The sequence below is a fragment of the Enterobacter sp. R-25 genome (assembly GCF_049913205.1).
GTDB lineage: Bacteria > Pseudomonadota > Gammaproteobacteria > Enterobacterales > Enterobacteriaceae > Enterobacter > Enterobacter ludwigii.
Map to the genome: position 1 here is coordinate 394,791 of NZ_CP183982.1, position 25,421 is coordinate 420,211.

The 25,421-nt window shown below is 54.4% G+C and carries 28 protein-coding genes; 21 read left to right on the top strand and 7 right to left on the bottom strand.

Going from position 1 to position 25,421, the window contains the following annotated elements; translation table 11 throughout:
* The first annotated feature begins 55 nt into the window (after nt 1–55).
* The 9 genes from hfq to rlmB all read left to right on the top strand — a co-directional run bounded on the left by hfq (nt 56) and on the right by rlmB (nt 9,622).
* On the top strand, nt 56–367 hold the full coding sequence (hfq, locus tag ACN9MQ_RS01880) for an RNA chaperone Hfq (RefSeq protein WP_014168311.1): 312 nt from the start codon (nt 56–58) through the stop codon (nt 365–367).
* Nucleotides 368–441: 74 nt separating this feature from the next.
* Nucleotides 442–1,722 (top strand): ribosome rescue GTPase HflX, encoded by a 1,281-nt coding sequence (hflX, locus tag ACN9MQ_RS01885; protein WP_426021257.1) that lies wholly within the window; start codon nt 442–444, stop codon nt 1,720–1,722.
* A gap of 56 nt (nt 1,723–1,778) precedes the next feature.
* Nucleotides 1,779–3,041, top strand: a complete 1,263-nt coding sequence (gene hflK / locus ACN9MQ_RS01890; RefSeq protein ID WP_014168313.1) for an FtsH protease activity modulator HflK — start codon at nt 1,779–1,781, stop codon at nt 3,039–3,041.
* Nucleotides 3,042–3,043: 2 nt separating this feature from the next.
* Complete coding sequence (gene hflC, locus ACN9MQ_RS01895; RefSeq protein ID WP_014168314.1) at nt 3,044–4,048, top strand: protease modulator HflC; 1,005 nt, start codon at nt 3,044–3,046, stop codon at nt 4,046–4,048.
* A 71-nt stretch (nt 4,049–4,119) separates the two neighbouring features.
* The gene (locus tag ACN9MQ_RS01900; protein WP_014168315.1) at nt 4,120–4,317 is read left to right on the top strand and encodes a DUF2065 domain-containing protein; all 198 of its coding nucleotides are present in this window, start codon (nt 4,120–4,122) and stop codon (nt 4,315–4,317) included.
* Between the two features lie 104 nt (nt 4,318–4,421).
* A complete protein-coding gene (locus tag ACN9MQ_RS01905; RefSeq protein WP_025206256.1) occupies nt 4,422–5,720 on the top strand; it encodes an adenylosuccinate synthase in 1,299 nt (432 codons plus the stop codon).
* A gap of 192 nt (nt 5,721–5,912) precedes the next feature.
* Complete coding sequence (nsrR, locus tag ACN9MQ_RS01910) at nt 5,913–6,338, top strand: nitric oxide-sensing transcriptional repressor NsrR (protein WP_014168317.1); 426 nt, start codon at nt 5,913–5,915, stop codon at nt 6,336–6,338.
* A 38-nt stretch (nt 6,339–6,376) separates the two neighbouring features.
* Entirely contained in the window at nt 6,377–8,818 is a 2,442-nt protein-coding gene (gene rnr / locus ACN9MQ_RS01915; protein ID WP_041162388.1) for a ribonuclease R, read from the top strand.
* 69 nt (nt 8,819–8,887) lie between these two features.
* Nucleotides 8,888–9,622, top strand: coding sequence for a 23S rRNA (guanosine(2251)-2'-O)-methyltransferase RlmB (gene rlmB, locus ACN9MQ_RS01920; RefSeq protein ID WP_014168319.1), 735 nt, complete (start codon nt 8,888–8,890; stop codon nt 9,620–9,622).
* Between the two features lie 67 nt (nt 9,623–9,689).
* On the opposite strand, the gene ACN9MQ_RS01925 is transcribed toward rlmB, so the two are convergent.
* Entirely contained in the window at nt 9,690–10,964 is a 1,275-nt protein-coding gene (locus ACN9MQ_RS01925; RefSeq protein ID WP_032681875.1) for an MFS transporter, read from the bottom strand.
* 194 nt (nt 10,965–11,158) lie between these two features.
* Between ACN9MQ_RS01925 and ACN9MQ_RS01930 the strand changes: the two genes are divergently transcribed.
* Nucleotides 11,159–12,781 carry an isovaleryl-CoA dehydrogenase gene (locus ACN9MQ_RS01930; protein ID WP_047355590.1) on the top strand — a complete coding sequence of 541 codons (1,623 nt, stop codon included), beginning with the start codon at nt 11,159–11,161 and terminating at the stop codon, nt 12,779–12,781.
* On the opposite strand, the gene ACN9MQ_RS01935 is transcribed toward ACN9MQ_RS01930, so the two are convergent.
* The 3 genes from ACN9MQ_RS01935 to bsmA all read right to left on the bottom strand — a co-directional run bounded on the left by ACN9MQ_RS01935 (nt 12,778) and on the right by bsmA (nt 15,635).
* On the bottom strand, nt 12,778–14,709 hold the full coding sequence (locus tag ACN9MQ_RS01935; protein ID WP_047355591.1) for a methyl-accepting chemotaxis protein: 1,932 nt from the start codon (nt 14,707–14,709) through the stop codon (nt 12,778–12,780). The genes ACN9MQ_RS01930 and ACN9MQ_RS01935 overlap by 4 nt on opposite strands.
* A gap of 172 nt (nt 14,710–14,881) precedes the next feature.
* Nucleotides 14,882–15,157 (bottom strand): DUF1471 family protease activator YjfN, encoded by a 276-nt coding sequence (gene yjfN / locus ACN9MQ_RS01940; RefSeq protein WP_025206250.1) that lies wholly within the window; start codon nt 15,155–15,157, stop codon nt 14,882–14,884.
* A gap of 148 nt (nt 15,158–15,305) precedes the next feature.
* Complete coding sequence (gene bsmA / locus ACN9MQ_RS01945; protein ID WP_025206249.1) at nt 15,306–15,635, bottom strand: biofilm peroxide resistance protein BsmA; 330 nt, start codon at nt 15,633–15,635, stop codon at nt 15,306–15,308.
* Nucleotides 15,636–15,772: 137 nt separating this feature from the next.
* On the opposite strand from bsmA, the gene yjfP reads away from it, so the two are divergent.
* Nucleotides 15,773–16,495 (top strand): esterase, encoded by a 723-nt coding sequence (yjfP, locus tag ACN9MQ_RS01950; RefSeq protein WP_025206248.1) that lies wholly within the window; start codon nt 15,773–15,775, stop codon nt 16,493–16,495.
* Here yjfP and ulaR read toward each other — a convergent pair.
* Both ulaR and ulaG read right to left on the bottom strand, forming a co-directional pair.
* Entirely contained in the window at nt 16,492–17,247 is a 756-nt protein-coding gene (gene ulaR / locus ACN9MQ_RS01955) for an HTH-type transcriptional regulator UlaR (RefSeq protein WP_014168326.1), read from the bottom strand. The genes yjfP and ulaR overlap by 4 nt on opposite strands.
* 111 nt (nt 17,248–17,358) lie before the next feature.
* Nucleotides 17,359–18,423 carry an L-ascorbate 6-phosphate lactonase gene (gene ulaG / locus ACN9MQ_RS01960; protein WP_020882936.1) on the bottom strand — a complete coding sequence of 355 codons (1,065 nt, stop codon included), beginning with the start codon at nt 18,421–18,423 and terminating at the stop codon, nt 17,359–17,361.
* A 358-nt stretch (nt 18,424–18,781) separates the two neighbouring features.
* On the opposite strand from ulaG, the gene ulaA reads away from it, so the two are divergent.
* The 6 genes from ulaA to ACN9MQ_RS01990 are packed head-to-tail and all read left to right on the top strand — an operon-like array spanning nt 18,782 to nt 23,190.
* Entirely contained in the window at nt 18,782–20,182 is a 1,401-nt protein-coding gene (gene ulaA / locus ACN9MQ_RS01965) for a PTS ascorbate transporter subunit IIC (RefSeq protein WP_020882935.1), read from the top strand.
* Nucleotides 20,183–20,194: 12 nt separating this feature from the next.
* The gene (gene ulaB / locus ACN9MQ_RS01970; RefSeq protein WP_014168329.1) at nt 20,195–20,500 is read left to right on the top strand and encodes a PTS ascorbate transporter subunit IIB; all 306 of its coding nucleotides are present in this window, start codon (nt 20,195–20,197) and stop codon (nt 20,498–20,500) included.
* A 9-nt stretch (nt 20,501–20,509) separates the two neighbouring features.
* Entirely contained in the window at nt 20,510–20,977 is a 468-nt protein-coding gene (ulaC, locus tag ACN9MQ_RS01975; RefSeq protein ID WP_113656973.1) for a PTS ascorbate transporter subunit IIA, read from the top strand.
* A gap of 13 nt (nt 20,978–20,990) precedes the next feature.
* The gene (gene ulaD, locus ACN9MQ_RS01980; RefSeq protein WP_008502901.1) at nt 20,991–21,641 is read left to right on the top strand and encodes a 3-keto-L-gulonate-6-phosphate decarboxylase UlaD; all 651 of its coding nucleotides are present in this window, start codon (nt 20,991–20,993) and stop codon (nt 21,639–21,641) included.
* Between the two features lie 9 nt (nt 21,642–21,650).
* Complete coding sequence (locus ACN9MQ_RS01985) at nt 21,651–22,511, top strand: L-ribulose-5-phosphate 3-epimerase (RefSeq protein ID WP_025206246.1); 861 nt, start codon at nt 21,651–21,653, stop codon at nt 22,509–22,511.
* On the top strand, nt 22,504–23,190 hold the full coding sequence (locus ACN9MQ_RS01990; RefSeq protein ID WP_032679424.1) for an L-ribulose-5-phosphate 4-epimerase: 687 nt from the start codon (nt 22,504–22,506) through the stop codon (nt 23,188–23,190). Before ACN9MQ_RS01985 ends, ACN9MQ_RS01990 begins: the two co-directional genes overlap by 8 nt.
* Before the next feature lie 141 nt (nt 23,191–23,331).
* Here ACN9MQ_RS01990 and yjfY read toward each other — a convergent pair whose 3' ends face one another.
* Entirely contained in the window at nt 23,332–23,607 is a 276-nt protein-coding gene (gene yjfY, locus ACN9MQ_RS01995; RefSeq protein ID WP_025206244.1) for a DUF1471 family protein YjfY, read from the bottom strand.
* Between the two features lie 341 nt (nt 23,608–23,948).
* On the opposite strand from yjfY, the gene rpsF reads away from it, so the two are divergent.
* Genes rpsF through rplI form a run of 4 tightly spaced genes read left to right on the top strand, consistent with a single transcriptional unit; the run spans nt 23,949 to nt 25,388 of the window.
* On the top strand, nt 23,949–24,344 hold the full coding sequence (gene rpsF / locus ACN9MQ_RS02000; protein ID WP_014068637.1) for a 30S ribosomal protein S6: 396 nt from the start codon (nt 23,949–23,951) through the stop codon (nt 24,342–24,344).
* 6 nt (nt 24,345–24,350) lie between these two features.
* The gene (gene priB, locus ACN9MQ_RS02005) at nt 24,351–24,665 is read left to right on the top strand and encodes a primosomal replication protein N (protein WP_014068638.1); all 315 of its coding nucleotides are present in this window, start codon (nt 24,351–24,353) and stop codon (nt 24,663–24,665) included.
* Between the two features lie 4 nt (nt 24,666–24,669).
* Nucleotides 24,670–24,897 (top strand): 30S ribosomal protein S18, encoded by a 228-nt coding sequence (gene rpsR / locus ACN9MQ_RS02010; RefSeq protein WP_000135199.1) that lies wholly within the window; start codon nt 24,670–24,672, stop codon nt 24,895–24,897.
* Between the two features lie 41 nt (nt 24,898–24,938).
* Complete coding sequence (gene rplI / locus ACN9MQ_RS02015; RefSeq protein ID WP_014168334.1) at nt 24,939–25,388, top strand: 50S ribosomal protein L9; 450 nt, start codon at nt 24,939–24,941, stop codon at nt 25,386–25,388.
* The last annotated feature ends 33 nt before the right edge of the window (nt 25,389–25,421 follow it).

The following is a 25,421-nucleotide window of genomic DNA, read 5'->3' on the forward strand; positions in this document are numbered from 1 at the left end:
TTTTTCAGAATCGCAAGGTTCTAAGTACAAAACAAGCATATAAGGAAAAGATAGAATGGCTAAGGGGCAATCTTTACAAGATCCGTTCCTGAACGCATTGCGTCGGGAACGTGTTCCAGTTTCTATTTATTTGGTGAATGGTATTAAGCTGCAAGGTCAGATTGAATCTTTCGATCAGTTCGTGATCCTGTTGAAAAACACGGTCAGTCAGATGGTCTATAAGCACGCTATTTCTACAGTTGTTCCGTCTCGTCCGGTATCCCATCACAGCAATAACACTGGCGGCGGCACGGGTAGTAACTACCATCATGGCAGCAGCGCGCAGGGTTCTTCTTCTCCTGCGCAGGACAGCGAAGATACCGAATAAGGTTTCAGGCTGTTATCCACACGGGGAGCCAGGGATCCTGCGTTCCCCGCTGATCTTTTTTGAGGAATTTACGCTTGTTTGACCGTTATGATGCCGGTGAGCAGGCGGTGCTGGTACACCTCTATTTTACGCAAGACAAAGATATGGAAGACCTCCAGGAGTTTGAATCTCTGGTCTCTTCCGCCGGTGTCGAAGCAATGCAGGTGATTACCGGTAGCCGTAAAGCGCCGCACCCAAAGTATTTTGTTGGTGAAGGTAAAGCAGTTGAAATTGCGGATGCCGTAAAAGCAACCGGCGCGTCAGTCGTGTTGTTTGATCATGCGCTGTCTCCGGCTCAGGAACGTAACCTGGAACGTCTTTGCGAATGCCGTGTTATCGATCGCACGGGTTTGATTTTAGATATTTTCGCTCAACGTGCGCGTACTCACGAAGGTAAGCTGCAGGTTGAGCTGGCGCAGTTGCGCCATCTGGCAACGCGGCTTGTGCGTGGCTGGACCCACCTTGAAAGACAAAAGGGCGGGATTGGTTTGCGCGGTCCGGGTGAGACCCAGCTTGAAACCGACCGCCGTCTGTTGCGTGGCCGTATTACCCAGATCCTTTCACGTCTGGAACGCGTTGAAAAACAGCGTGAGCAAGGACGTCGGGCGCGATCAAAAGCTGACATCCCGACGGTGTCGCTGGTGGGGTATACCAACGCCGGTAAATCCACCCTGTTTAACCAGATTACTGAGGCCCAGGTTTATGCCGCAGACCAGCTGTTTGCGACCCTGGACCCCACATTGCGTCGTATTGACGTCGCCGACGTCGGTGAAACGGTGCTGGCGGATACCGTAGGGTTTATCCGTCACCTGCCGCATGACCTGGTGGCTGCGTTTAAAGCCACCCTGCAGGAGACGCGTCAGGCGACCCTGCTGCTGCACGTCATTGATGCTGCAGACGTTCGCTTGCAGGAGAACATCGACGCGGTAAACGTGGTGCTCGACGAGATCGACGCCGACGACATCCCAACGCTGTTGGTGATGAACAAGATCGATATGCTGGAGGATTTTGAGCCGCGTATCGACCGAGATGAAGAGAACAAACCGATTCGGGTCTGGCTTTCCGCTCAGACCGGTATTGGTGTGCCACTGCTTTTCCAGGCTTTGACAGAACGTCTTTCCGGTGAGGTAGCCCAGCACACGCTGCGATTGCCGCCACAGGAAGGCAGGCTGCGCAGCCGGTTTTATCAGCTTCAGGCGATAGAAAAAGAGTGGATGGAGGATGACGGCAGCGTGGGGATGCAGGTGCGTTTGCCGATCGTTGACTGGCGTCGCCTCTGTAAACAAGAACCTGCGCTGGTCGACTATATCGTCTGATCAGAAAGGGGATGCCTGAATAATTCGCCCTTGCATAACAAATATGGAGCATATACATGGCGTGGAATCAGCCCGGTAATAACGGACAAGACCGCGACCCGTGGGGAAGCAGCAATAATCAAGGCGGCAACTCTGGGGGAAATGGCAACAAAGGTGGTCGCGAGCAGGGGCCGCCGGATCTGGATGATATCTTCCGCAAGCTAAGCAAGAAGCTTGGTGGCCTTGGCGGAGGTAAAGGTTCTGGCTCTGGTGGAGGTTCCACTCAGGGGCCGCGCCCGCAGTTAGGGGGCCGCGTGGTGGGCATTGTTGCCGCTGCCGTGGTGATCATCTGGGCTGCCAGCGGGTTCTACACCATTAAAGAAGCGGAACGCGGTGTGGTCACCCGTTTCGGTAAGTTCAGCCATCTGGTTGAGCCAGGTCTGAACTGGAAACCGACTTTCATTGACGACGTGACCGCGGTGAACGTGGAGTCTGTGCGTGAACTGGCGGCCTCCGGCGTGATGCTGACCTCCGACGAGAACGTTGTGCGCGTTGAGATGAACGTCCAGTACCGCGTCACCGATCCGCAGCACTACCTGTTTAGCGTGACCAGTGCAGATGACAGTCTGCGCCAGGCCACAGACAGTGCGCTGCGCGGTGTGATCGGTAAATACACCATGGACCGCATTCTGACCGAAGGTCGTACCGTTATTCGTAGCGATACCCAGCGTGAGCTGGAGGAGACCATTCGCCCGTACAACATGGGTATCACCCTGCTGGACGTCAACTTCCAGGCTGCTCGTCCGCCGGAAGAGGTGAAGGCCGCGTTTGATGACGCGATTGCTGCCCGTGAAAACGAACAACAGTACATCCGTGAAGCGGAAGCGTACACCAACGAAGTTCAGCCACGTGCTAACGGTCAGGCGCAGCGTATTCTTGAAGAAGCGCGTGCGTATAAAACTCAGACCGTCCTGGAAGCTCAGGGTGAAGTGGCGCGTTTCGCGAAGATTTTGCCAGAATATAAAGCGGCTCCGGAGATTACCCGTGAACGTCTTTATATTGAGACCATGGAAAAAGTGCTGAGCCATACGCGTAAGGTACTGGTTAACGACAGCAAAGGTGGAAACCTGATGGTGCTGCCGTTGGATCAGATGCTGAAAGGCGGTTCGGCGCCGGCGGCAAAGGCGGATACCAGCGGTGCCAACAACCTGCTGCGTCTGCCACCTGCGGCATCCGGTAGCTCAAGCGCCACAACCACGCCTTCTTCGAACGATGGTGACATTATGGACCAACGCCGTGCTAACGCGCAGCGTAACGACTACCAGCGTCAGGGGGAATAAGGATGCGTAAGTCAGTTATTGCGATCATCATCATCGTATTGGTCGTGCTTTATACCTCTATCTTTGTGGTGAAAGAGGGCGAGCGTGGAATTACTCTGCGTTTTGGTAAAGTTCTGCGCGACAGCGAGAACAAGCCGCTGGTGTTTGAGCCGGGCCTGCACTTTAAAATGCCACTGATTGAATCGGTGAAAACGCTCGACGCCCGTATCCAGACCATGGATAACCAGGCCGACCGTTTCGTGACCAAAGAGAAGAAAGACCTGATCGTTGATTCCTACATCAAATGGCGTATCAGTGATTTCAGCCGCTACTACCTGGCAACGGGCGGTGGCGACGTTTCTCAGGCGGAAGTGCTGTTGAAACGTAAGTTCTCTGACCGTCTGCGCTCTGAGATTGGTCGTCTGGATGTGAAAGACATCGTCACCGACTCCCGTGGTCGTCTGACGCTGGAAGTGCGTGATGCGCTGAACTCTGGTTCTGCAGGAACCGAAGACGAAGTCACCACCCCGGCAGCGGATGATGCCATTGCCAAAGCGGCAGAACGCGTTCAGGCTGAAACCAACGGCAAAGTGCCGGTGATCAACCCGAACAGTATGGCTGCTCTGGGTATCGAAGTGGTCGATGTCCGTATCAAGCAGATCAACCTGCCAGCGGAAGTGTCCGAGGCGATTTACAACCGTATGCGCGCCGAGCGTGAAGCGGTAGCCCGTCGTCATCGTTCACAAGGTCAGGAAGAGGCGGAGAAACTGCGTGCGGCAGCGGATTACGAAGTGACCAAGACGCTGGCAGAATCTGAGCGTCAGGGCCGTATTCTGCGCGGTGAAGGGGATGCCGAAGCGGCAAAACTGTTTGCCGATGCCTTCAGCCAGGATCCCGACTTCTACGCCTTTATCCGTAGCCTGCGTGCTTACGAGAACAGCTTCCAGAGCAACCAGGATGTGATGGTGCTCAGCCCGGACAGCGATTTCTTCCGTTACATGAAGACGCCGGCTAACGCAACGCGATAAACTCAGGCCAGTTTGAGTATTCAAACCACCGCTCTCAACGGAGCGGTGGTTTTCTTTTATAAGGATGAAAAATGAATTCAACGATTTGGCTTGCGCTGGCTCTGGTTCTGGTGCTGGAAGGCCTTGGACCGATGCTTTATCCGCGTGCATGGCGTCGGATGATAGCCTCTCTGAGCCAGTTGCCGGATAATATTTTGCGTCGATTTGGGGGCGGACTTGTGGTTGCCGGCATCGTTATCTACTACATGTTGAGGAAAACGATTGGCTGATCAAAAAGTAATCTGGTTTGGCGTATTTTGAGGTCAAAAAGTGCTGTATATCTGAAAAAGCGATGGTAGAATCCATTTTTAAGCAAACGGTGATTTTGAAAAAAATGGGTAACAACGTCGTCGTACTGGGCACCCAATGGGGTGACGAAGGTAAAGGGAAGATTGTTGATCTTCTGACTGAACGGGCTAAATATGTTGTACGCTACCAGGGCGGTCACAACGCAGGCCATACTCTCGTAATCAACGGTGAAAAAACCGTCCTCCATCTTATTCCATCAGGCATTCTTCGCGAAAACGTCACCAGCATCATCGGTAACGGCGTTGTGCTGTCTCCGGCTGCTCTGATGAAAGAGATGAAAGGTCTGGAAGACCGTGGTATCCCCGTTCGCGAGCGTCTGCTGCTCTCCGAAGCCTGCCCGCTGATCCTTGATTATCACGTGGCGCTGGACGTAGCGCGTGAAAAAGCGCGTGGCGCGAAAGCGATCGGCACGACCGGTCGTGGTATCGGCCCGGCTTATGAAGACAAAGTTGCTCGTCGCGGTCTGCGCGTGGGCGATCTGTTTGATAAAGAGACGTTCGCTGAAAAACTGAAAGAAGTGATGGAATATCACAACTTCCAGCTGGTGAACTTCTATAAAGCTGACGCTGTTGACTACCAGAAAGTGCTGGATGACGTCATGGCGATTGCTGACATTCTGACCGGTATGGTTGTTGATGTGTCCGATCTGCTGGACCAGGCGCGCAAGCGTGGCGATTTCGTCATGTTCGAAGGTGCGCAGGGTACACTGCTGGACATCGACCACGGTACCTATCCGTACGTTACCTCCTCTAACACCACCGCAGGTGGCGTTGCGACCGGTTCTGGTCTGGGTCCACGTTATGTGGATTACGTTCTGGGCATCATCAAAGCTTACTCCACTCGCGTGGGTGCGGGTCCATTCCCGACTGAGCTGTTTGATGAAACCGGCGAGTTCCTGTGCAAGCAGGGTAACGAGTTTGGCGCGACCACCGGTCGTCGTCGTCGTACCGGCTGGCTGGACGTGGTAGCCGTGCGTCGCGCAGTACAGATTAACTCCCTGTCTGGCTTCTGCCTGACCAAACTGGACGTGCTGGACGGTCTGAAAGAGGTGAAACTCTGCGTAGGCTACCGTATGCCTGATGGTCGCGAAGTGACCACCACTCCGCTGGCTGCGGATGACTGGAAAGGCATCGAGCCAATCTACGAAACCATGCCAGGCTGGTCTGAAACGACGTTCGGTGTGAAAGAGCGTAGCGGTCTGCCGCAGGCAGCACTGAATTACATCAAGCGTATTGAAGAACTGACCGAAGTGCCGATCGACATTATCTCTACCGGCCCTGATCGTACTGAAACGATGATCCTGCGCGACCCGTTCGACGCATAATCTTCGTGACTGCTGGCCTGCGGGACAACCCGCAGGCTGGATACGCGTCGCGCCATCCGGCGAACGCTCCTCGATCTCCGCTTTTTCGCCCCGTCTGTCAAATAAATTAGCCGCTTACTATCTGGCTGGTTTATCATCATTAATGAATATCTGTGCGGTTTATCCGCGTTTTCCCTTTTTCCTGAGGTTGATGTGCAGTTAACAAGTTTCACCGATTACGGCTTACGCGCGCTGATTTACATGGCGTCGTTACCCGATGGGAAAATGACCAGTATCTCTGAGGTTACAGAGGTATACGGTGTGTCCCGTAATCATATGGTCAAAATAATCAATCAACTTAGTCGTGCCGGATACGTTGCTGCCGTCCGCGGGAAGAATGGTGGGATCCGTCTCGGTAAACCGGCGCAGAGTATTCGTGTTGGGGATGTGGTACGTGAACTGGAGCCGTTGTCTCTGGTGAACTGCAGCAGCGCGTTCTGCCACATTACGCCCGCTTGTCGCCTTAAACAGGCACTTTCTCTGGCCGTGCAAAGTTTTCTCAAGGAACTGGATAACTACACGCTGGCCGATTTGGTTGAAGAGAATCAACCACTTTATAAATTATTGCTGGTGGAATGAAGAAAATTTCCACCGGAGCTGACAACGGAGGAACCGATATGTCACATGATCCTTTCCAGGAACGCGAAGCCGAAAAATACGCGAATCCTATCCCCAGCCGCGAGTTCATCATTGAACACTTAACAAAACGCGAAAAACCCGCCAATCGTGAAGAACTTGCCGTTGAATTAAACATTGAAGGTGAAGAGCAAATTGAAGCCCTTCGCCGCCGCCTGCGCGCGATGGAGCGCGACGGGCAACTGGTCTTTACCCGCCGTCAGTGCTATGCGCTTCCCGAACGTCTTGACCTGCTGAAAGGCACCGTCATCGGCCACCGTGATGGCTATGGCTTCCTGCGCGTAGAAGGCCGTAAAGACGATCTTTATCTTTCCTCTGAGCAGATGAAGATGTGCATTCACGGTGACCAGATCCTGGCGCAGCCGCTGGGCGCGGACCGTAAAGGTCGACGCGAAGCGCGCGTGGTGCGTGTCCTGGTCCCTAAAACAAGCCAGATTGTTGGCCGCTACTTTACCGACGCTGGCGTGGGCTTTGTGGTGCCGGACGACAGCCGCCTGAGCTTCGATATCCTGATCCCGCCTGAAGAGGTGATGGGCGCCCGTATGGGCTTTGTGGTGGTGGTTGAACTCACCCAGCGTCCTACCCGCCGCACCAAGGCGGTCGGGAAAATCGTCGAAGTGTTAGGCGATAACATGGGCACCGGCATGGCCGTTGATATGGCGCTGCGTACTCATGAAATTCCTTACGTCTGGCCGAAAGCGGTTGAAGAGCAGGTTGTCGGCCTGAAAGAAGACGTGCCGGAAGAGTCCAAAGTGGGCCGCGTGGATCTGCGCGATCTGCCGCTGGTGACTATTGATGGTGAAGATGCCCGCGACTTCGATGATGCCGTTTATTGCGAGAAAAAACGCGGCGGCGGCTGGCGTCTGTGGGTTGCCATCGCTGACGTAAGCTATTACGTGCGCCCGCATACTCCGCTGGATAACGAAGCGCGCAGCCGTGGAACGTCGGTCTACTTCCCATCGCAGGTAATCCCGATGCTGCCGGAAGTCTTGTCTAACGGCCTGTGCTCCCTGAACCCGCAGGTTGACCGCCTGTGCATGGTCTGCGAGATGACCATCTCCACCAAAGGGCGCTTAACGGGTTACAAATTCTACGAAGCGGTAATGAGCTCCCATGCGCGCCTGACCTACACCAAGGTCTGGCATATGCTGCAGGGCGATCAGGATCTGCGTGAGCAGTATGCGCCGCTGGTGAAACACATCGAAGAGCTGCATAACCTCTACAAAACGCTGGATCAGGCGCGTGAAGAGCGCGGCGGGATCTCGTTTGAGAGCGAAGAGGCGAAGTTCATCTTTAACGCTGAACGCCGCATTGAACGTATTGAGCAGACCCAGCGTAACGATGCCCATAAGCTGATTGAAGAGTGTATGATTCTGGCAAACATCTCGGCGGCACGTTTCGTTGAGAAAGCCAAAGAACCTGCGCTGTTCCGTATTCACGATAAACCGTCGACCGAAGCCATCACTGCGTTCCGCTCCGTGCTGGCTGAACTGGGTCTGGAACTGCCTGGCGGTAACAAGCCAGAGCCGCGTGATTACGCTGAATTGCTGGAGTCGATTGGCGATCGCCCGGATGCAGAAATGCTGCAGACCATGCTGCTGCGTTCCATGAAGCAGGCGATTTACGATCCGGAAAACCGCGGTCACTTCGGTCTGGCGCTGCAGTCTTACGCCCACTTTACCTCGCCGATCCGTCGTTATCCGGACCTTTCCCTGCACCGCGCGATCAAGTATCTGCTGGCGCAGGAGCAGGGTCATAAAGGTAATACGACCGAAACCGGTGGCTACCATTATTCAATGGAAGAGATGCTGCAACTCGGTCAGCACTGTTCCATGGCCGAACGTCGTGCAGATGAAGCGACGCGCGACGTGGCAGACTGGCTGAAGTGTGACTTTATGCTGGACCAGGTGGGTAACGTCTTTAAAGGCGTGATTGCCAGCGTCACCGGCTTTGGTTTCTTCGTCCGTCTGGATGAACTGTTTATCGACGGTCTGGTGCATGTCTCCAGCCTGGATAACGACTATTACCGTTTCGACCAGGTCGGGCAGCGCCTGATTGGTGAATCTGGCGGCCAGACCTATCGTCTTGGCGATCGCGTGGAAGTGAAGGTCGAAGCCGTTAATATGGACGACCGTAAAATCGACTTTAGCCTGATCTCCAGCGAGCGTGCCCCGCGTAATGTGGGTAAAACGGCGCGTGAAAAGACGAAAAAAGGGGGCAACGGCAACAGCGGTGGCAAACGTCGTCAGGCGGGTAAGAAGGTAAACTTCGAGCCAGACAGCGCGTTCCGCGGTGAGAAGAAACAGAAGCCGAAGGCCGCAAAGAAAGAGGCCCGGAAGGCGAAAAAGCCGTCCACCAAAACGCAGAAAATTGCGGCTGCCACCAGGGCAAAGCGCGCAGCGAAGAAACAGCAGGCGGAGTAATTCTCCCCCTCAACCTGACCCTCTCTCCTGCGGAGAGAGGGAAAAGAAAAGACAGAACGAGAACCATCAATGAGTGAAATGATTTACGGCATCCACGCGGTGCAGGCCCTGCTGGAGCGCGCACCGGAGCGTTTTCAGGAAGTGTTTATTCTGAAAGGGCGTGAAGACAAACGTCTGATGCCGCTGATCCACGCCCTGGAAGCACAAGGTGTCGTGATCCAGCTGGCGAACCGCCAGTTCCTGGATGAGAAAAGTGAAGGTGCCGTTCACCAGGGCATTATTGCCCGCGTTAAGCCAGGTCGTCAGTATCAGGAAAACGATCTGCCGGATCTTATCGCCGGGCTGGAAAATCCATTCTTCCTGATCCTTGACGGCGTGACCGACCCGCACAACCTTGGCGCATGTCTGCGAAGCGCAGATGCGGCAGGTGTTCATGCGGTTATCGTGCCGAGGGATCGCTCTGCACAGCTTAACGCGACGGCGAAGAAAGTGGCCTGTGGCGCAGCGGAAAACGTACCGCTGATCCGCGTCACCAACCTGGCGCGCACCATGCGTATGCTGCAGGAAGAGAATATCTGGATCGTCGGTACCGCGGGTGAAGCGGATCATACTCTGTATCAGAGCAAGATGACCGGCCGTCTGGCCCTGGTGATGGGTGCTGAGGGCGAAGGTATGCGCCGTCTGACCCGTGAGCATTGCGATGAGCTGATCAGCATTCCAATGGCGGGCAGCGTGTCGTCTCTGAACGTCTCCGTGGCAACAGGTATCTGCCTGTTTGAAGCGGTACGTCAGCGCGGGGAATAAACAGCAAGGCCGTCCTGAGGACGGCCTTTCGTATTTTCTGTGGGAGAGTCACCAGACGGTGAAAAACTCACTCCTCCAGTGACCGCAAATGGTCATCCTTCCTGAGCGTCATTAGCGCGAAGATACTCACTACCGCCGTCGCCATGACGTAATAAGCCGGAATATCCAGGTTGCCCGTCTCTTTAATCAGCCCGGTAATAATCAGCCCCGCACAGCCCGAGAAAAGGGCGTTCGACAGGGAATAAGCCAGCCCAAGCCCGGTATACCGTACGCGCGTCGGGAACATCTCTGAGAGCATCGCCGGCCCGGGACCTGCCAGCATCCCCACCAGACCACCCGCAATCAGCACCACCAGCGCTTTGATGGCCAGCGTGCTGGACTCCGCCTGTAAAACCTTCAGCAGCGGCAGGGCAAGGAGCAGCAGCAACGTGGTGGCGACGATCATCACCGTGCGGCGTCCGATTTTGTCGCTCAGGATCCCGGACGGAATAATCGTCAGCGCAAAACCGATATTCGAAATCACCGCAATCAACAGCGCCTGATTAAACCCGGTATGCAGCGCCGACTGCAGATAGGTGGGCATAATCACCAGATAGGTATAACCCGCCGCTGACCAGACCATCACCCGGCCAATGCCCATCGCAATGGCGTTGAGCGTGGCAACGGTATCAGCCTGAGTGGCAACCGGCTTTTCCTGCTGTTGCACAAAGCTTGGCGTCTCTTCCATACTCACCCGCAGCCACAGCGCCACCACGCCCATCGGTAATGCCAGGAAGAACGGGATGCGCCAGCCCCAGTCATGCAGGGCTTCCGGTGTCAGAAGGGCGGAGAGCAGTGCGACAATGCCAGCGCCTGCTAACAGGCCCAGCGCGACGGTAAATGACTGCCATGCACCGTAGAGGCCCCGCTTGCCGCGTGGGGCAAACTCGGTCATCAGCGAGACAGCGCCACCATACTCACCACCGGCGAACAATCCCTGCAGGATGCGCAGCAGCGTGATAATCAGCGGGGCGGCAATACCGATGCTGGCATAGACCGGCACAATACCGATTGCGGCTGTAGCCAGCGTCATCAGCACCAGTACAATAATCAGCGTCGGTTTTCGGCCTATCCGGTCACCTATTCTGCCAAACACCACCGCGCCCAGCGGGCGGAAGAAGAAGGCGATGGCAAAGGAAGCATAGGTAAGGATCAGGCTGGTCAGCCCCGCGTCCCCCTCAAGCTGGAAGAAGTTCTTCGCAATTACGGTCGCCAGAAAACCATAGACCGCAAACTCATACCACTCGATAAAGTTACCAATGGAGCCTGCAATTAATGCACGCTTGTGCGCGTCCGGTTGCATAACGTTCCTCACTGAAAGGGGGTAAGAATAAATTATTCAACAAAAGTGAATGCGCGAAATAGTTTATTCTTATGTTCTGTGAGCTATTTCACGAATGATATCAGCGGGATCGTCATCGTGTGACCTCACTCCCATGCAGCGTGCACGTGGCCTGTCCATACTTATCTTCATTGCCACTGAAGGAGGGAGACAGCATGCACTGGCAGACCCATACCGTTTTTAATCAACCTGCACCGCTCTCAAACAGCAACCTTTTCCTCTCTGATTGCGCTCTGCGTGACGCGGTTGTTCGCGAAGGCGCCGAGTGGGATATCGAGCTTCTTGCCAGCATCGGCCAGCAGTTAGGAACCGCGGAATCGCTGGAACTGGGCAGGCTGGCGAACGTTAATCCGCCGGAGTTATTACGCTATGACGCCACCGGGGAGCGACTGGATGACGTTCGCTTTCATCCCGCATGGCACCTCTTAATGCAGGGACTTTGCGCCAACCGTGTCCATAACCTGGCGTGGGAAGAGGAGGCGCGCAAAGGCGCGTTTGTCGCCAGAGCTGCACGTTTTGTCCTGCACGCTCAGGTAGAAGCGGGCACGCTTTGCCCTGTCACCATGACCTTTGCTGCTACACCGCTGCTGCAACAGGCGCTGCCCGAGCCGTTCCGTGACTGGATCACGCCGTTAATGAGCGATCGTTACGATCCTCATCTTGCGCCGGGGGCGCAAAAGCGTGGCCTGCTGATTGGCATGGGGATGACAGAAAAACAGGGCGGCTCGGACGTACTCAGCAATACCACCAAAGCGGAAAAGTGCAGTGACGGCAGCTACCGGCTTATCGGGCATAAATGGTTTTTCTCTGTGCCGCAAAGCGATGCGCATCTGGTGCTGGCCCAGGCGAAAGGGGGGCTGTCCTGCTTTTTTGTTCCACGCTTTTTGCCTGACGGGCAACGCAATGCCGTACGTCTGGAGCGGCTAAAAGAGAAGCTCGGCAACCGCTCTAACGCCAGCAGCGAAGCGGAGTTCCTGGATGCGTCCGGCTGGCTGCTGGGGGAGGAAGGAGAAGGGGTACGCCAGATCCTCCGAATGGGCGGGCTGACGCGGTTTGACTGTGCGCTGGGCAGCCATGGGCTGATGCGTCGGGCTTTATCCGTGGCGCTTTACCATGCGCATCAACGCCAGACGTTTGGTAAAAACCTTATCGACCAGCCGCTCATGCGCGATGTGCTGAGCCGCATGGCGCTGATGCTGGAGGGCCAGACGGCACTGTTGTTTCGTCTGGCCCGGGCGTGGGACAGGCGTGCCGATCCTCAGGAGGCCGCCTGGGCGCGCCTTTTCACCCCCGCGGCGAAATACAGCGTCTGCAAAGCGGGTATCCCGTTTGTGGCGGAAGCCATGGAAGTGCTCGGCGGCACAGGCTACTGCGAGGAGAGTGAGCTTCCCCGTTTGTACCGTGAGATGCCCGTGAACAGCATCTGGGAAGGGTCCGGCAATATTATGTGCCTGGACGTTCTGCGTGTTCTGACGAAGCAATCCGGCATCCTCGACCTGCTTGTGGATGATTTTGCCCAGGTAAAAGGGCAGGACAGGCACTTCGATCGCAGCTGGCGTCAGCTTCAGCAAAAACTGCGAAAACCGCAGGAGGCGCAGGGACGGGAGATCACGCAACAGCTTTTCCTGCTGGGGGCCGGAAGTCAGATGCTGCGGCACGCATCGCCACCCGTGGCGCAGGCGTGGTGCCGCATGATGCTTGATACCCGCGGCGGTACGCTGATGAGCGAGCAGGTGCAAAATGACCTGCTGTTGCGTGCCACGGGCAGGGTTGGCTAACTCTTTAGCTGGAACAGGCTCACCAGTTGGGTGAGGTGTGAGCCTTTCTCACGCAGCGTGTGTGCGGTTTGTTCGCTGCGTAGGACGCGGTCGGCGTTGATGTGCGACGCTTCGCCAATGTGGGTCATGGCCAGATTAACCTGGCCTATTCCCGCGGATTGCTCGCGGGACGCATGGTTAATCTCCGTGACCAGCTTGTTGATGTTATCGATGTGCACGATGATGGAATCCATCGCCAGACGCGTTTGTTCAGACAGCGCATGGCCTTCGCTGACTTTTCTGAGCGTATCACCGATGAGCTGTTCAATTTCCTTCACCGCGTTGGCACTGCGTCCTGCCAGCGCGCGTACTTCCTGCGCCACCACCGCAAAACCTTTTCCGTGCTCGCCTGCGCGGGCTGCTTCAACCGCTGCGTTAAGCGCCAGAATGTTGGTCTGAAAAGCGATGGATTCAATCACGCGCGTGATGTCTTCGATTCGCTTTGATGCTTCGCGAATATCATCCATGGTAGCGACAGCGTGGGTGACCGTCTCACCGCCCTGGTGTACCGCGCGCGACGTTTCGCCTACCAGCTGCTGCGTTTGTTCCATGTTGGCGGCATTTTGCTGCACGGTCGCGGCCAGTTGCTCCATGCTGGCAGACGTCTCTTCTACACTGCTGGCCTGCTTGTTAATCTGCCCGGAGATTTCTTCGCTATCGGATGCCAGCGCGTTGGTGCCCATATGGATCTCCGCTGCGGCCTCGCGCACCTGAAGAACAATTTTCTGCAGTCCCCCTCCGATACCGTTAATGGCATCGATGAGCTGACCGACCTCATCCTGGCGGGTCACGGGCAGGCTGGAGCGCAGATCGCCTGCGGCATACTGTCGGGCCAGGTGGATCACATTGCGCAATGGGCGTGTCAGTATGCGTCGTATAATGACCACAAACAGACCTGCGAAGAGCACTGACAGCACCACCCCTGCCAGCAGGAAGCGGTCGCGCATGGCGGTCACGCTTGAGAGCAGTACCGATTTATCCACTTCGCCGACAATGGCCCAGTTCCAGCCTGGCAGCGGCGTATACGCCATGGTCAGCGTGCGACCATCGGCACTGACGCGCTCCAGCGTGCCGGATTTATCACTCAACAGCTGTTGCTGGATAGCGCTATCCCACTCCGGTACTTTTCCCTCCGCGCTGGTGTGGAACAGATACTGCCCGCGCGTTTTGCCGTGGCTGCGGTCCAGAACAAAGAAGTGACCGCTCTCGCCCAGTCGACGGTTGAGGATTTTCTCGCGCATGACGTTCCAGGAGTGAGTGATGTCCACACCAACAAAGATGATTGCAATGACCTGGCCGTCCGCGTTTTTAACCGGCTGGTATTGGGTGATATAGCGCTTGCCGAACAGCAGCGCCAGACCGCGATAAACCTCGCCCCGGGTGACGGCGGCAAAGGCCGGGCTGGTGGTATCCAGAACGGTGCCCATTGCCCGCTCGCCGTTCTCTTTGCGCAGCGATGTGGCGACGCGCACAAAGTCATTACCGCTACGCACAAACAGGGTCGAGATTGCCCCTGTCCGGCTCAGAAAATCGTCTGAAAGGGTATTGTTTTCATGTAGCCCGGTTTCCCCTCCTTTCAGGAGCGGAACGTTAATCCCGTTAATCGTCTGGGTTTGAGTGTTATCAACGCTCAGTGGCTGGGGCAAAAAGGTGGTAAAAAGCCGGGTATAACTCTCGACCTCTTCACTCAGGCTGGTGTTAAACATCTGCACCATATCGACCATGCCGGTGGACTGATTATGCAGGTCTTCTATCGCGAGGGCTTCAAGCTGCTGGCTGGCTTTTTGGCTGAGCAGAAAAGTGAAAAACAGAAACAGGATGGCGACACTGGCACCGGTAAGCAGCGACAGCTTTGCACCCAGACCTGCACGACGGAAAAAGTTGATCATAAATTGCTCATCATTGAAAAGGTATGGCTTTTCAACGGCAGAGCAGAGATAACGTTTACTGGTTTAGTGTAACAAAATGTTATTTAATTGTTTTTAATTGGTTTGCTAAAAGATAAAAAATTTGCAAAAACGAAAAGCCACTAAAAGTAAGTGGCTTTTATCGGAGGGGGGATTACGCGTAGAGAATGGCCTGTACCCGCCAGTGATCGATGTACTGATCTTCCTGCATCTGGATAATGCGATACCATGAAGCACCCTGCTCATCGGCCTTTAATGCAACGACACGTTCAACGTCCTGCGGGCTCCCCGAGATATTATTCACGGAGATCTGGCCAATTTCATTCAGGCCAGTCACACAATCAGCACTGGCAAATTCAGCTGACTGCGCGGTTGTGCTCACAAGACCTGCTGAGAGCAACAGTGTGGTCAAAGCAAGAGTTCGTTTCATCGTCAGCTCCATTTCACATGTCTCCGGTATCCGCCGGGCAATCCTTCGCGAATAAACTCACTTCCATTGTTGCGGGCATGGAGTTTATTGTGGACAGGAAAGTGTCTATGGACGCAAAGCAGTGTAAATGTCGTTCAAATGAAGACGATCATTGACGATACAGAATGGCCTGTGAGTACCACTGTCCCGTAATGATGGTTTCGTCGATCATAATGATGACGTAATAATCTGCTTTGGCGGCGACGGCTTGTGCCTTTATTGCTTCTTCCGCGTCATCCGGGGAGCCGCGAACCAGCGCAGAGACGGTACCCATACGCTGTAATCCTTCCGTCTGATTACGACGGATTTCCTGCGGGTGATCGGCCACCGGGGGAGCGGGTTGTGGCGTTCCCTGCAGCGCGCTACAGCCACTGAGCAGTAACATCAGCAATAAAGCAGCAAACCTGCGCATAACCATATCTCGTTTCCTGATAGCCATAGTGTAGTTGTCTGTGAATTTAGTTTTGGGGGAATGTTCCCGAAGTGTTAGCTGGGGCGTAATTTTCGAATGAAAATAGCGTGAAATCGTAACCCAGTTCTCAACATTATGAATCATTCATCATTACAGGGTCGACAATGATTGAAATTGAAATACGCCATCTGGGTGATCGTGAAATATTACACGCAACACCCGCCGGAAAACGTGAGGAACCACTGCCTGTTATAGTGTTTTATCATGGATTTACCTCATCGAAGCTGGTCTACAGCTATTTTGCGGTGGCACTCGCGCAGGCCGGTTTTCGTGTGGTCATGCCGGATGCACCCGATCACGGCGCACGTTTTACCGGCAACGAACAGGCGCGACTTGGGCAGTTCTGGCACATTTTGCATGGTAGTCTGACCGAGTTTGCCGGGCTGCGCGATGCGCTTTACCAGGCAGGGCTGGTGGCTGATAATCGGCTGGCCGTGGCTGGGGCATCGATGGGCGGGATGGCGGCGCTGGGGATCATGACGCACCATCCAGAAGTGAAGTCAGTGGCTTGTCTGATGGGCTCGGGCTACTTTACCTCACTGGCGAAGACGCTTTTTCCACCTCAGGCACTCACAGAGGTTGAGGCGGCGCTTGCAGAGTGGGAGGTTACCCGGGCGTTACCGCGTCTGGCCGATCGTCCTTTGCTGTTGTGGCATGGTGATGCGGACGATGTGGTCCCACCCGGAGAAACGTTCCGGCTTCAGCAGGCGCTGCAGCACGAGGGGCTGGATGGCAACCTGACCTGCCTGTGGGAAGCGGGCGTTCGCCACCGCATTACGCCAACGGCGCTGGACGCCACGGTGGACTTCTTCCGCCAGCACCTTTAAACGCACAGGACGTTGACACCCTGATCTTTCAGTTTCTGGAGGATCTCAGGGTTGGCACCTTTGCCGGTGATCACCATGTCTATCTGTTCAGCACGGCTGAACAGCATTCCTGCGCGTTCGCCCACTTTACTGCTGTCGACCAGCACAACGAGCTTGCCCACTACGTTAAGCATGTTTTGTTCTGCCATGGCGGTCAACATATCGGTTTTGTAGAGGCCATCCGCGGTCAGGCCTTTGCCACTGGTAAACATCCAGTGTCCGGCATAAAGACTGTTTTCGCTGTCCTGCGGGCTGAGCGTAATGGACTGGCTCTTGTTGTACTGGCCGCCCATGATCACCACGCTCTCATGCTCCTGATCGATAAGATAGTTGGCGAGCGGCAAATAGTTCGTGATGATTTGTACCGGCTTTCCGCACATCTCCCGACCTAACAGAAACGCCGTCGAGCCGCAGTTGATCACCACGCTCTCGCCGGGGTTCACCAGCTGGGATGCCGCTCTGGCAATACGGACTTTTTCATCATGATTTTGCGCCTGATGAATGTTCATCGGCGTCCAGCGTGGACGCTGCTGGCTAATCGCTTCCGCACCGTTGCGGACTTTTTTCAGCTTACCGCTTTCATCCAGCTTATTAATATCCCGCCGCGCTGTTGCCGGGGAAATCCCTAAACGTTCGATCACTTTCTCAACGGTGACAAACCCTGTTTGCGCCAGGAGTTCCAGTAATATTTGATGCCGTTGCGCTTCCGTCATGAGCTATTCCGATAAGAATTGATTTTAAAAGATGATATTTGAAATAGCGTGAAATTACTAAAAGAAATATGAAACCGCCAGACACACGGGTCTGGCGATGGGCCTTAATAATCAGAGGAATGACTTGAACGGCAGGTCTGGCTCAAGAGTAAAGCAATCATCAAAGCCACGTGGGTAGTGATACTCGAGATTGTCTTTGTCCAGCGGCCAGGTGAACTTGCCTCCTACCTGCCAGATGAACGGCTTAAAGCCATACTTCAGGCGATCTTTTTTCATTTCCCACAGTACGCGTATCTCCTGCGGGTCGGCCTGGAAGTTTGACCAGATATCGTGGTGGAAAGGGATCACTACTTTGGTGTTCAGCGCTTCCGCCATGCGCAGCATATCGGCGCTGGTCATTTTATCTGTAATGCCGCGTGGGTTCTCCCCGTATGAGCCGAGCGCCACATCAATCTGATGCTCATTGCCGTGCTTTGCATAGTAGTTTGAGTAGTGAGAGTCACCGCTGTGGTACAGGGAACCGCCGGGCGTTTTAAACAGGTAGTTCACCGCACGTTCGTCCATACCGTCTGGCAGTACGCCTGCGGCTTTCTGATCGGCCGGAAGGGTAATCAGTGCAGTGCGGTCAAAGGCATCCAGCGCGTGGATCTCAACGTCTTTAATTTTGACCACATCGCCCGGTTTCATGACGATGCAGCGCTCTTTCGGTACGCCCCAGCCGATCCATAAATCCACGCAGGTTTGCGGCCCGATGAACGGTACGTCATCGGCACAGTTTTGCATGACCGCTGCCGCCACGTTGACATCAATATGATCGTTATGATCGTGCGTAGAGAGAACGGCATCGATCTGGCGAATGGCGAACGGATCAAGAACAAACGGTGTGGTACGCAGGTTTGGCTGAAGTTTTTCCACGCCCGCCATGCGTTGCATCTGATGGCCTTTTTTCATCAGCGGGTTACCGTGACTCTGTTTGCCGGTGCCGCACCAGAAATCGACACAAATATTCGCGCCACCTTCTGATTTCAGCCAGATCCCCGTGCACCCCAGCCACCACATTGCAAAGGTACCAGGAGCAACCTGTTCCTGCTCAATCTCTTCATTCAGCCAGCTACCCCATTCCGGGAAAGTGCTCAGAATCCATGATTCACGGGTAATGGTGTTCACTTTACTCATCGTTTTGACTCCTGGTTTAATCAAAAGTAATCAACTGGTGATTTGTTGTGATTAATGCTGGCACCATTTCACGCGCATTGCAACGATCAAAATGTGTAATTTTATCTGCCTGACGTCACGGATGCTCTTCTCGCTTCTTGTTATCTTTTACCGTATTAATCATTAATTGCATGAATTATATGGAAATAATTCTATGTGGCATGCCGAAGTGAAAATCATTACTAACACCAGGGAAATAATTTGCGTGATGCGTCACAAATAATCAGATTTAATCTTGTGATGATTATTTGTGATTAATAGAGTGTTGTCACCAACCGCACAGGGATTGCCCCTCGTGTTCTCATTTCTGGAGAGAGTTATGGAGATCCTCTACAACGTCTTTACCGTGTTCTTTAATCAGGTAATGACTAATGCCCCGCTGTTGTTGGGCATCGTGACGTGCCTTGGCTATATCCTGCTGCGTAAAAGCGTCAGCGTTATTATTAAAGGCACCATTAAAACCATCATCGGTTTCATGCTGTTGCAGGCGGGTTCAGGCATTTTGACCGGCACCTTCAAGCCGGTGGTGGCCAAAATGTCGGAAGTCTATGGCATCAACGGCGCTATCTCTGACACCTACGCCTCGATGATGGCCACCATCGATCGCATGGGCGATGCCTACAGCTGGGTAGGGTATGCGGTCCTGCTCGCGCTGGCGCTGAACATCATTTACGTTCTGTTGCGCCGCATTACCGGTATTCGCACCATCATGCTGACTGGCCATATCATGTTCCAGCAGGCAGGGCTGATTGCGGTTTCCTTCTTTATCTTTGGCTACCCAATGTGGACGACCATTATCTGCACCGCGGTGCTGGTCTCGCTCTACTGGGGTATCACCTCCAACATGATGTACAAGCCCACGCAGGACGTCACCGACGGTTGCGGCTTCTCCATCGGCCACCAGCAGCAGTTTGCCTCCTGGATTGCCTATAAAGTCGCGCCGTATCTGGGCAAAAAGGAAGAGAGCGTCGAAGATCTTAAACTGCCGGGCTGGCTGAATATTTTCCACGACAATATCGTTTCTACGGCGATTGTGATGACCCTCTTCTTCGGTGCCATTCTGCTCTCCTTTGGCATTGACGTCGTACAGGCGATGGCGGGTAAAACCCACTGGACTGTCTATATCCTGCAAACAGGTTTCTCTTTCGCGGTGGCGATTTTCATTATCACCCAGGGCGTGCGTATGTTCGTTGCCGAGCTGTCCGAAGCCTTCAACGGTATCTCTCAGCGTCTGATTCCCGGTGCGGTACTGGCGATTGACTGCGCGGCTATCTACAGCTTCGCGCCAAACGCGGTGGTCTGGGGCTTCATGTGGGGCACCATCGGCCAGCTGATTGCGGTGGGTATCCTGGTGGGCTGCGGCTCTTCCATTCTGATCATTCCTGGCTTTATCCCGATGTTCTTCTCCAACGCCACCATCGGCGTCTTTGCGAACCACTTTGGTGGCTGGCGCGCGGCGCTCAAGATCTGCCTGGTGATGGGGATGGTGGAAATCTTCGGGTGTGTGTGGGCGGTCAAGCTCACCGGTATGAGCGCCTGGATGGGCATGGCCGACTGGTCAATTCTGGCACCACCGATGATGCAGGGCTTCGCCTCCGTTGGCCTGATCTTTATGGCTGTCATCATCCTCATTGCTCTGGCTTATATGTTCTTCGCTGGTCGCACTCTGCGGGCTGAAGAAGATGCAGAAAAACAAACAGCAGAAGTTTCTGCTCATTAAGGAGTTTCGATTATGACCGTACGTATCCTGGCTGTGTGTGGCAATGGGCAAGGGAGTTCCATGATCATGAAGATGAAAGTGGACCAGTTTTTAACCCAGTCAAACATCGACCACACGGTGAACAGCTGCGCAGTGGGCGAATACAAAAGTGAACTGAACGGCGCGGACATCATCATCGCCTCTACCCACATCGCCGGTGAGATCACCGTGACAGGCAACAAATATGTGGTAGGCGTGCGCAACATGCTGTCGCCAGCCGACTTTGGGCCAAAGCTGCTGGAAGTGATCAACGCGCATTTCCCACAAGATGTGAAGTAAGGACGCAACATGAAACTACGTGATTCGCTGGCAGAGAACAACTCCATCCTTTTACAGGCCGACGCCAGCACCTGGCAGGAGGCGGTGAAACTTAGCGTAGATCTGCTGGTAAAAGCCGATGTTGTCGAGCCGCGTTATTACCAGGCCATTCTGGATGGCGTTGCAGAGCACGGCCCTTACTTCGTGATTGCACCAGGGCTGGCGATGCCGCATGGCCGCCCGGAAGAGGGTGTTAAAAAAACCGGCTTTGCGCTGGTTACGCTGAAAACACCACTGGCTTTCAACCACGAAGATAACGACCCGGTCGACATCCTCATCACCATGGCGGCTGTTGATGCCAACACCCACCAGGAGGTGGGCATTATGCAGATCGTGAATCTGTTTGATGATGAGGCCAACTTCGACCGTTTACGCGCCTGCCGCACCGAGCAGGACGTGCTGGATTTAATTGATAACGCCACTGCGGCGGCAGTTTAAGAGGGAATTGAAAATGTCATTACCAATGTTGCAGGTCGCGCTGGATAACCAGACTCTGTCTCACGCTTACGAAACCACCCGCCTGATTGCGGAAGAAGTGGACATCATCGAAGTCGGTACCATTCTGTGCGTGGGCGAAGGCGTTCGCGCCGTCCGCGACCTGAAGGCGCTGTATCCGCATAAAATCGTGCTGGCGGATGCCAAGATTGCCGATGCGGGCAAAATTCTTTCCCGTATGTGTTTTGAAGCCAATGCCGACTGGGTCACCGTTATTTGCTGTGCGGATATCAACACGGCTAAAGGTGCGCTGGATGTGGCAAAAGAGTTCAACGGTGATGTGCAGATTGAGCTGACCGGGTTCTGGACCTGGGAGCAGGCGCAGGAGTGGCGTGACGCGGGCATTCAACAGGTGGTTTATCACCGCAGCCGTGATGCGCAGGCCGCTGGGGTAGCGTGGGGGGAAGCGGATATCAGCGCGATTAAGCGTCTGGCCGATATGGGCTTCAAAGTGACCGTGACCGGAGGCCTGGCGCTGGAAGATCTGCCGCTGTTCAAAGGTATCCCAATTCATGTCTTTATCGCAGGCCGTAGCATCCGTGATGCCGCCTCTCCGGTAGAAGCCGCGCGTCAGTTCAAACGCTCAATCGCTCAGCTTTGGGGCTAAGGAGCGGGTATGTTGTCTAAACAAGTCCCGCTCGGCATCTATGAAAAGGCACTCCCTGCAGGGGAGTGCTGGCTGGAGCGGCTGCAACTGGCGAAACAACTGGGCTTCGATTTTGTCGAAATGTCAGTGGATGAGACGGATGAACGCCTGTCTCGCCTTGACTGGAGCCGCGAACAGCGTCTGGCACTGGTAAGCGCCATCGCTGAAACGGGGGTACGTGTGCCTTCCCTGTGCCTCAGCGCCCATCGTCGTTTTCCGCTTGGCAGTGAAGATGATGCTGTGCGTGCTCAGGGGCTGGAGATCATGCGTAAAGCCATTCGCTTTGCCCAGGATGTCGGCATCCGTGTGATCCAGCTGGCGGGGTATGACGTTTACTATCAGGACGCCAACAATGAAACGCGCCGTCGTTTTCGTGACGGCCTGAAAGAGAGCGTCGACATGGCCAGCCGTGCTCAGGTGACGCTGGCGATGGAGATCATGGATTATCCGTTAATGAACTCCATCAGCAAGGCGCTGGGTTACGCGCACTACCTGAATAATCCGTGGTTCCAGCTCTACCCTGATATCGGCAATCTGTCAGCCTGGGATAACGACGTGCAGATGGAACTGCAGGCGGGTATTGGCCATATCGTGGCGGTTCATGTCAAAGATACCCGGCCTGGTGTATTCAAAAATGTTCCGTTCGGCACCGGGGTGGTGGATTTCGAACGGTGCTTCCAGACGCTCAAACAGACTGGGTATTGCGGGCCTTACCTGATTGAGATGTGGAGTGAAACGTCGGACGACCCGGCAGCCGAAGTGGCGAAGGCGCGGGACTGGGTCCGTGAACGTATGGCGCGGGCTGGGTTGCTGGAGGCTGAGCATGCATAAGCTTAAGCAGCAGGTCTTTGAGGCCAATATGGATCTACCTCGCTACGGTCTGGTGACGTTTACCTGGGGTAACGTCAGCGCCATCGACCGTGAGCAGGGGCGGGTCGTGATTAAGCCCAGCGGTGTGCCCTATGAATCCATGACCGCCGACGACATGGTGGTTGTGGATCTCCATGGCAACGTGGTTGACGGAAAGTGGCGTCCTTCTTCTGATACCGCCACCCATCTGGCACTGTATCAGCGTTATCCCTCCCTGGGCGGCGTTGTACATACACACTCGACCCATGCCACGGCCTGGGCGCAGGCAGGGCTGCCCATTCCGGCTCTTGGCACCACGCATGCAGACTACTTCTTTGGCGATATTCCCTGCACGCGGGCATTAACGCAGGCCGAAGTGGAAGGGGAGTATGAACTCAACACCGGTCGCGTCATTATCGACACGCTGGCTGAGCGTGAGCCGCTGCATACGCCGGGTATTGTGGTGTATCAGCACGGTCCATTCTCGTGGGGAAAAGACGCTCACGATGCCGTGCATAACGCGGTGGTGATGGAGGAAGTGGCGCGAATGGCGTGGATCGCCCGCGGCATCAATCCGCAGCTTCAGGGCATTGATGATTACCTTATGAATAAACATTTCATGCGTAAACATGGGCCCAACGCCTATTACGGGCAGAAGTGAATAAGTGCTCTGGAATACCGAAAAACAGTTGTAACCGGTGGTATTTCAGAGCCATTAGCAAAAAAAAGCCCCCGGGCAGGGGGCAAGTTAAACTATGGCTATGTTCTCTTTGTTGGCTTTCCTGGTGCTAGCGTTAAAGCGTTATCGGTAGATATCTGCACTGGCGTGCATATTGCCGTTGCTGCCGGGCTCACGCATCAGTATGACGTGATAATATTGTGCACCCTGAGCATCGGTCTCTTGATTGAGTGCCTGATCTGCTTCACTTTCAGTGGCGAAATTATGATTGATGTAGATTACGCCTAAGCTCTGCACATCATCCATGTTTTGGGCCTGCCGGCCGTCTATCTTGATGGCTGCCATCGCGTTTGCACTGAGCAAAAGTGCAGCCATTACGGCAAATGCGATTTTTTTCATGATATGCGCTCCACGACTGCGTGCTGTGAAAGGGGGTGTTGCTCTCCTTTTATAAATAAGGTCTCTGATTAAAGTGTAATCACTTATCCGGCGGGGATGCGTGACCATTTCTGATGCTGTTGTTCAAAAAAACAACGCTTCCTGATGTGATTAATTTTAAATCACCCACTTAGACCAGCTTTACGCTTTGTGCGAATTATTTGTGCAATCAGCTTGAGTTTCCAGGGGCGCGCAAGTATTATGACGCGTCAATTTTTCAGCCGACCTTTAACACGTTCCTTGCCTCCCCGGGCCTCGGCTGACCCAGACAGGAGGCTGAATAATCCGTAAGGAGCAATTCGATGCGTCATTACGAAATCGTTTTTATGGTCCATCCTGACCAGAGCGAACAGGTTCCGGGCATGATCGAGCGCTACTCTGCTGCCATCACTGGTGCAGAAGGTACGATCCACCGTCTGGAAGACTGGGGCCGCCGTCAGCTGGCTTACCCGATCAACAAACTGCACAAAGCACACTACGTTCTGATGAACGTTGAAGCGCCGCAGGAAGTGATCGATGAGCTGGAAACTACCTTCCGCTTCAACGATGCCGTTATCCGCAGCATGGTTATGCGTACCAAAAACGCAGTGACCGAAGCATCTCCGATGGTTAAAGCGAAAGACGAGCGCCGTGAGCGTCGCGATGATTTCGCAAACGAAACCGCAGATGATTCTGATGCTGGGGATTCTGAAGAGTAATTTCTGATGACCAACCGTCTGGTGTTGTCCGGTACCGTGTGCAGGACCCCCCTTCGTAAGGTCAGTCCATCAGGAATTCCGCATTGCCAGTTCGTGCTTGAGCATCGTTCTGTGCAAGAGGAAGCCGGCTTTCACCGGCAGGCGTGGTGCCAAATGCCCGTTATTATTAGCGGACACGAAAACCAGGCCATTACTCACAGTATAACGGTCGGTAGCGCAGTAATCGTTCAGGGGTTCATTTCTTGCCACAAGGCAAAGAACGGCCTGAGCAAAATGGTTCTGCATGCCGAGCAGATTGATTTGATAGATTCTGGAGACTAGCCATATGGCACGTTATTTCCGTCGTCGCAAGTTCTGCCGTTTCACCGCGGAAGGCGTTCAAGAGATCGACTATAAAGATATCGCAACGCTGAAAAACTACATCACCGAAAGCGGTAAGATTGTCCCAAGCCGTATCACCGGTACTCGTGCAAAATACCAGCGTCAGCTGGCTCGCGCTATCAAACGCGCTCGCTACCTGTCCCTGCTGCCGTACACTGATCGTCATCAGTAATCGGGCACGGTCCATTAATACGACTTTAAGAGGATAAGGTAATGCAAGTTATTCTGCTTGATAAAGTAGCAAACCTGGGCAGCCTGGGTGATCAGGTAAACGTTAAAGCGGGCTACGCTCGTAACTTCCTGGTTCCACAGGGTAAAGCTGTTCCAGCTACCAAGAAAAACGTAGAGTTTTTCGAAGCACGTCGCGCTGAACTGGAAGCCAAACTGGCTGACGTTCTGGCGGCTGCTAATGCTCGCGCTGAGTCAATCAACGCACTGGGCACTGTTACCATCGTTTCCAAAGCTGGCGACGAAGGTAAACTGTTCGGTTCCATCGGTACCCGCGATATCGCTGATGCAGTAACTGCAGCTGGCGTTAAAGTGGCTAAGAGCGAAGTTCGTCTGCCGAACGGTGTTCTGCGTACCACTGGTGAGCACGAAGTGGACTTCCAGGTTCACAGCGAAGTGTTCGCTAAACTGGTTGTTAACGTTGTAGCTGAGTAATTTTACTCTGCTCACGTCGAAGCGCCGGCCTTG

Bases quoted from the DNA above. Each gene is read 5' to 3' on its own strand.
- hfq (WP_014168311.1), top strand. From the start codon at position 56: ATGGCTAAGGGGCAATCTTTACAAGATCCGTTCCTGAACGCATTGCGT.
- hflK (WP_014168313.1), top strand. From the start codon at position 1,779: ATGGCGTGGAATCAGCCCGGTAATAACGGACAAGACCGCGACCCGTGG.
- hflC (WP_014168314.1), top strand. From the start codon at position 3,044: ATGCGTAAGTCAGTTATTGCGATCATCATCATCGTATTGGTCGTGCTT.
- ACN9MQ_RS01900 (WP_014168315.1), top strand. From the start codon at position 4,120: ATGAATTCAACGATTTGGCTTGCGCTGGCTCTGGTTCTGGTGCTGGAA.
- ACN9MQ_RS01905 (WP_025206256.1), top strand. From the start codon at position 4,422: ATGGGTAACAACGTCGTCGTACTGGGCACCCAATGGGGTGACGAAGGT.
- rnr (WP_041162388.1), top strand. From the start codon at position 6,377: ATGTCACATGATCCTTTCCAGGAACGCGAAGCCGAAAAATACGCGAAT.
- rlmB (WP_014168319.1), top strand. From the start codon at position 8,888: ATGAGTGAAATGATTTACGGCATCCACGCGGTGCAGGCCCTGCTGGAG.
- ACN9MQ_RS01925 (WP_032681875.1), bottom strand. From the start codon at position 10,964: ATGCAACCGGACGCGCACAAGCGTGCATTAATTGCAGGCTCCATTGGT.
- ACN9MQ_RS01930 (WP_047355590.1), top strand. From the start codon at position 11,159: ATGCACTGGCAGACCCATACCGTTTTTAATCAACCTGCACCGCTCTCA.
- ACN9MQ_RS01935 (WP_047355591.1), bottom strand. From the start codon at position 14,709: ATGATCAACTTTTTCCGTCGTGCAGGTCTGGGTGCAAAGCTGTCGCTG.
- yjfN (WP_025206250.1), bottom strand. From the start codon at position 15,157: ATGAAACGAACTCTTGCTTTGACCACACTGTTGCTCTCAGCAGGTCTT.
- bsmA (WP_025206249.1), bottom strand. From the start codon at position 15,635: ATGGCTATCAGGAAACGAGATATGGTTATGCGCAGGTTTGCTGCTTTA.
- yjfP (WP_025206248.1), top strand. From the start codon at position 15,773: ATGATTGAAATTGAAATACGCCATCTGGGTGATCGTGAAATATTACAC.
- ulaR (WP_014168326.1), bottom strand. From the start codon at position 17,247: ATGACGGAAGCGCAACGGCATCAAATATTACTGGAACTCCTGGCGCAA.
- ulaG (WP_020882936.1), bottom strand. From the start codon at position 18,423: ATGAGTAAAGTGAACACCATTACCCGTGAATCATGGATTCTGAGCACT.
- ulaA (WP_020882935.1), top strand. From the start codon at position 18,782: ATGGAGATCCTCTACAACGTCTTTACCGTGTTCTTTAATCAGGTAATG.
- ulaB (WP_014168329.1), top strand. From the start codon at position 20,195: ATGACCGTACGTATCCTGGCTGTGTGTGGCAATGGGCAAGGGAGTTCC.
- ulaC (WP_113656973.1), top strand. From the start codon at position 20,510: ATGAAACTACGTGATTCGCTGGCAGAGAACAACTCCATCCTTTTACAG.
- ulaD (WP_008502901.1), top strand. From the start codon at position 20,991: ATGTCATTACCAATGTTGCAGGTCGCGCTGGATAACCAGACTCTGTCT.
- ACN9MQ_RS01985 (WP_025206246.1), top strand. From the start codon at position 21,651: ATGTTGTCTAAACAAGTCCCGCTCGGCATCTATGAAAAGGCACTCCCT.
- ACN9MQ_RS01990 (WP_032679424.1), top strand. From the start codon at position 22,504: ATGCATAAGCTTAAGCAGCAGGTCTTTGAGGCCAATATGGATCTACCT.
- yjfY (WP_025206244.1), bottom strand. From the start codon at position 23,607: ATGAAAAAAATCGCATTTGCCGTAATGGCTGCACTTTTGCTCAGTGCA.
- rpsF (WP_014068637.1), top strand. From the start codon at position 23,949: ATGCGTCATTACGAAATCGTTTTTATGGTCCATCCTGACCAGAGCGAA.
- priB (WP_014068638.1), top strand. From the start codon at position 24,351: ATGACCAACCGTCTGGTGTTGTCCGGTACCGTGTGCAGGACCCCCCTT.
- rpsR (WP_000135199.1), top strand. From the start codon at position 24,670: ATGGCACGTTATTTCCGTCGTCGCAAGTTCTGCCGTTTCACCGCGGAA.
- rplI (WP_014168334.1), top strand. From the start codon at position 24,939: ATGCAAGTTATTCTGCTTGATAAAGTAGCAAACCTGGGCAGCCTGGGT.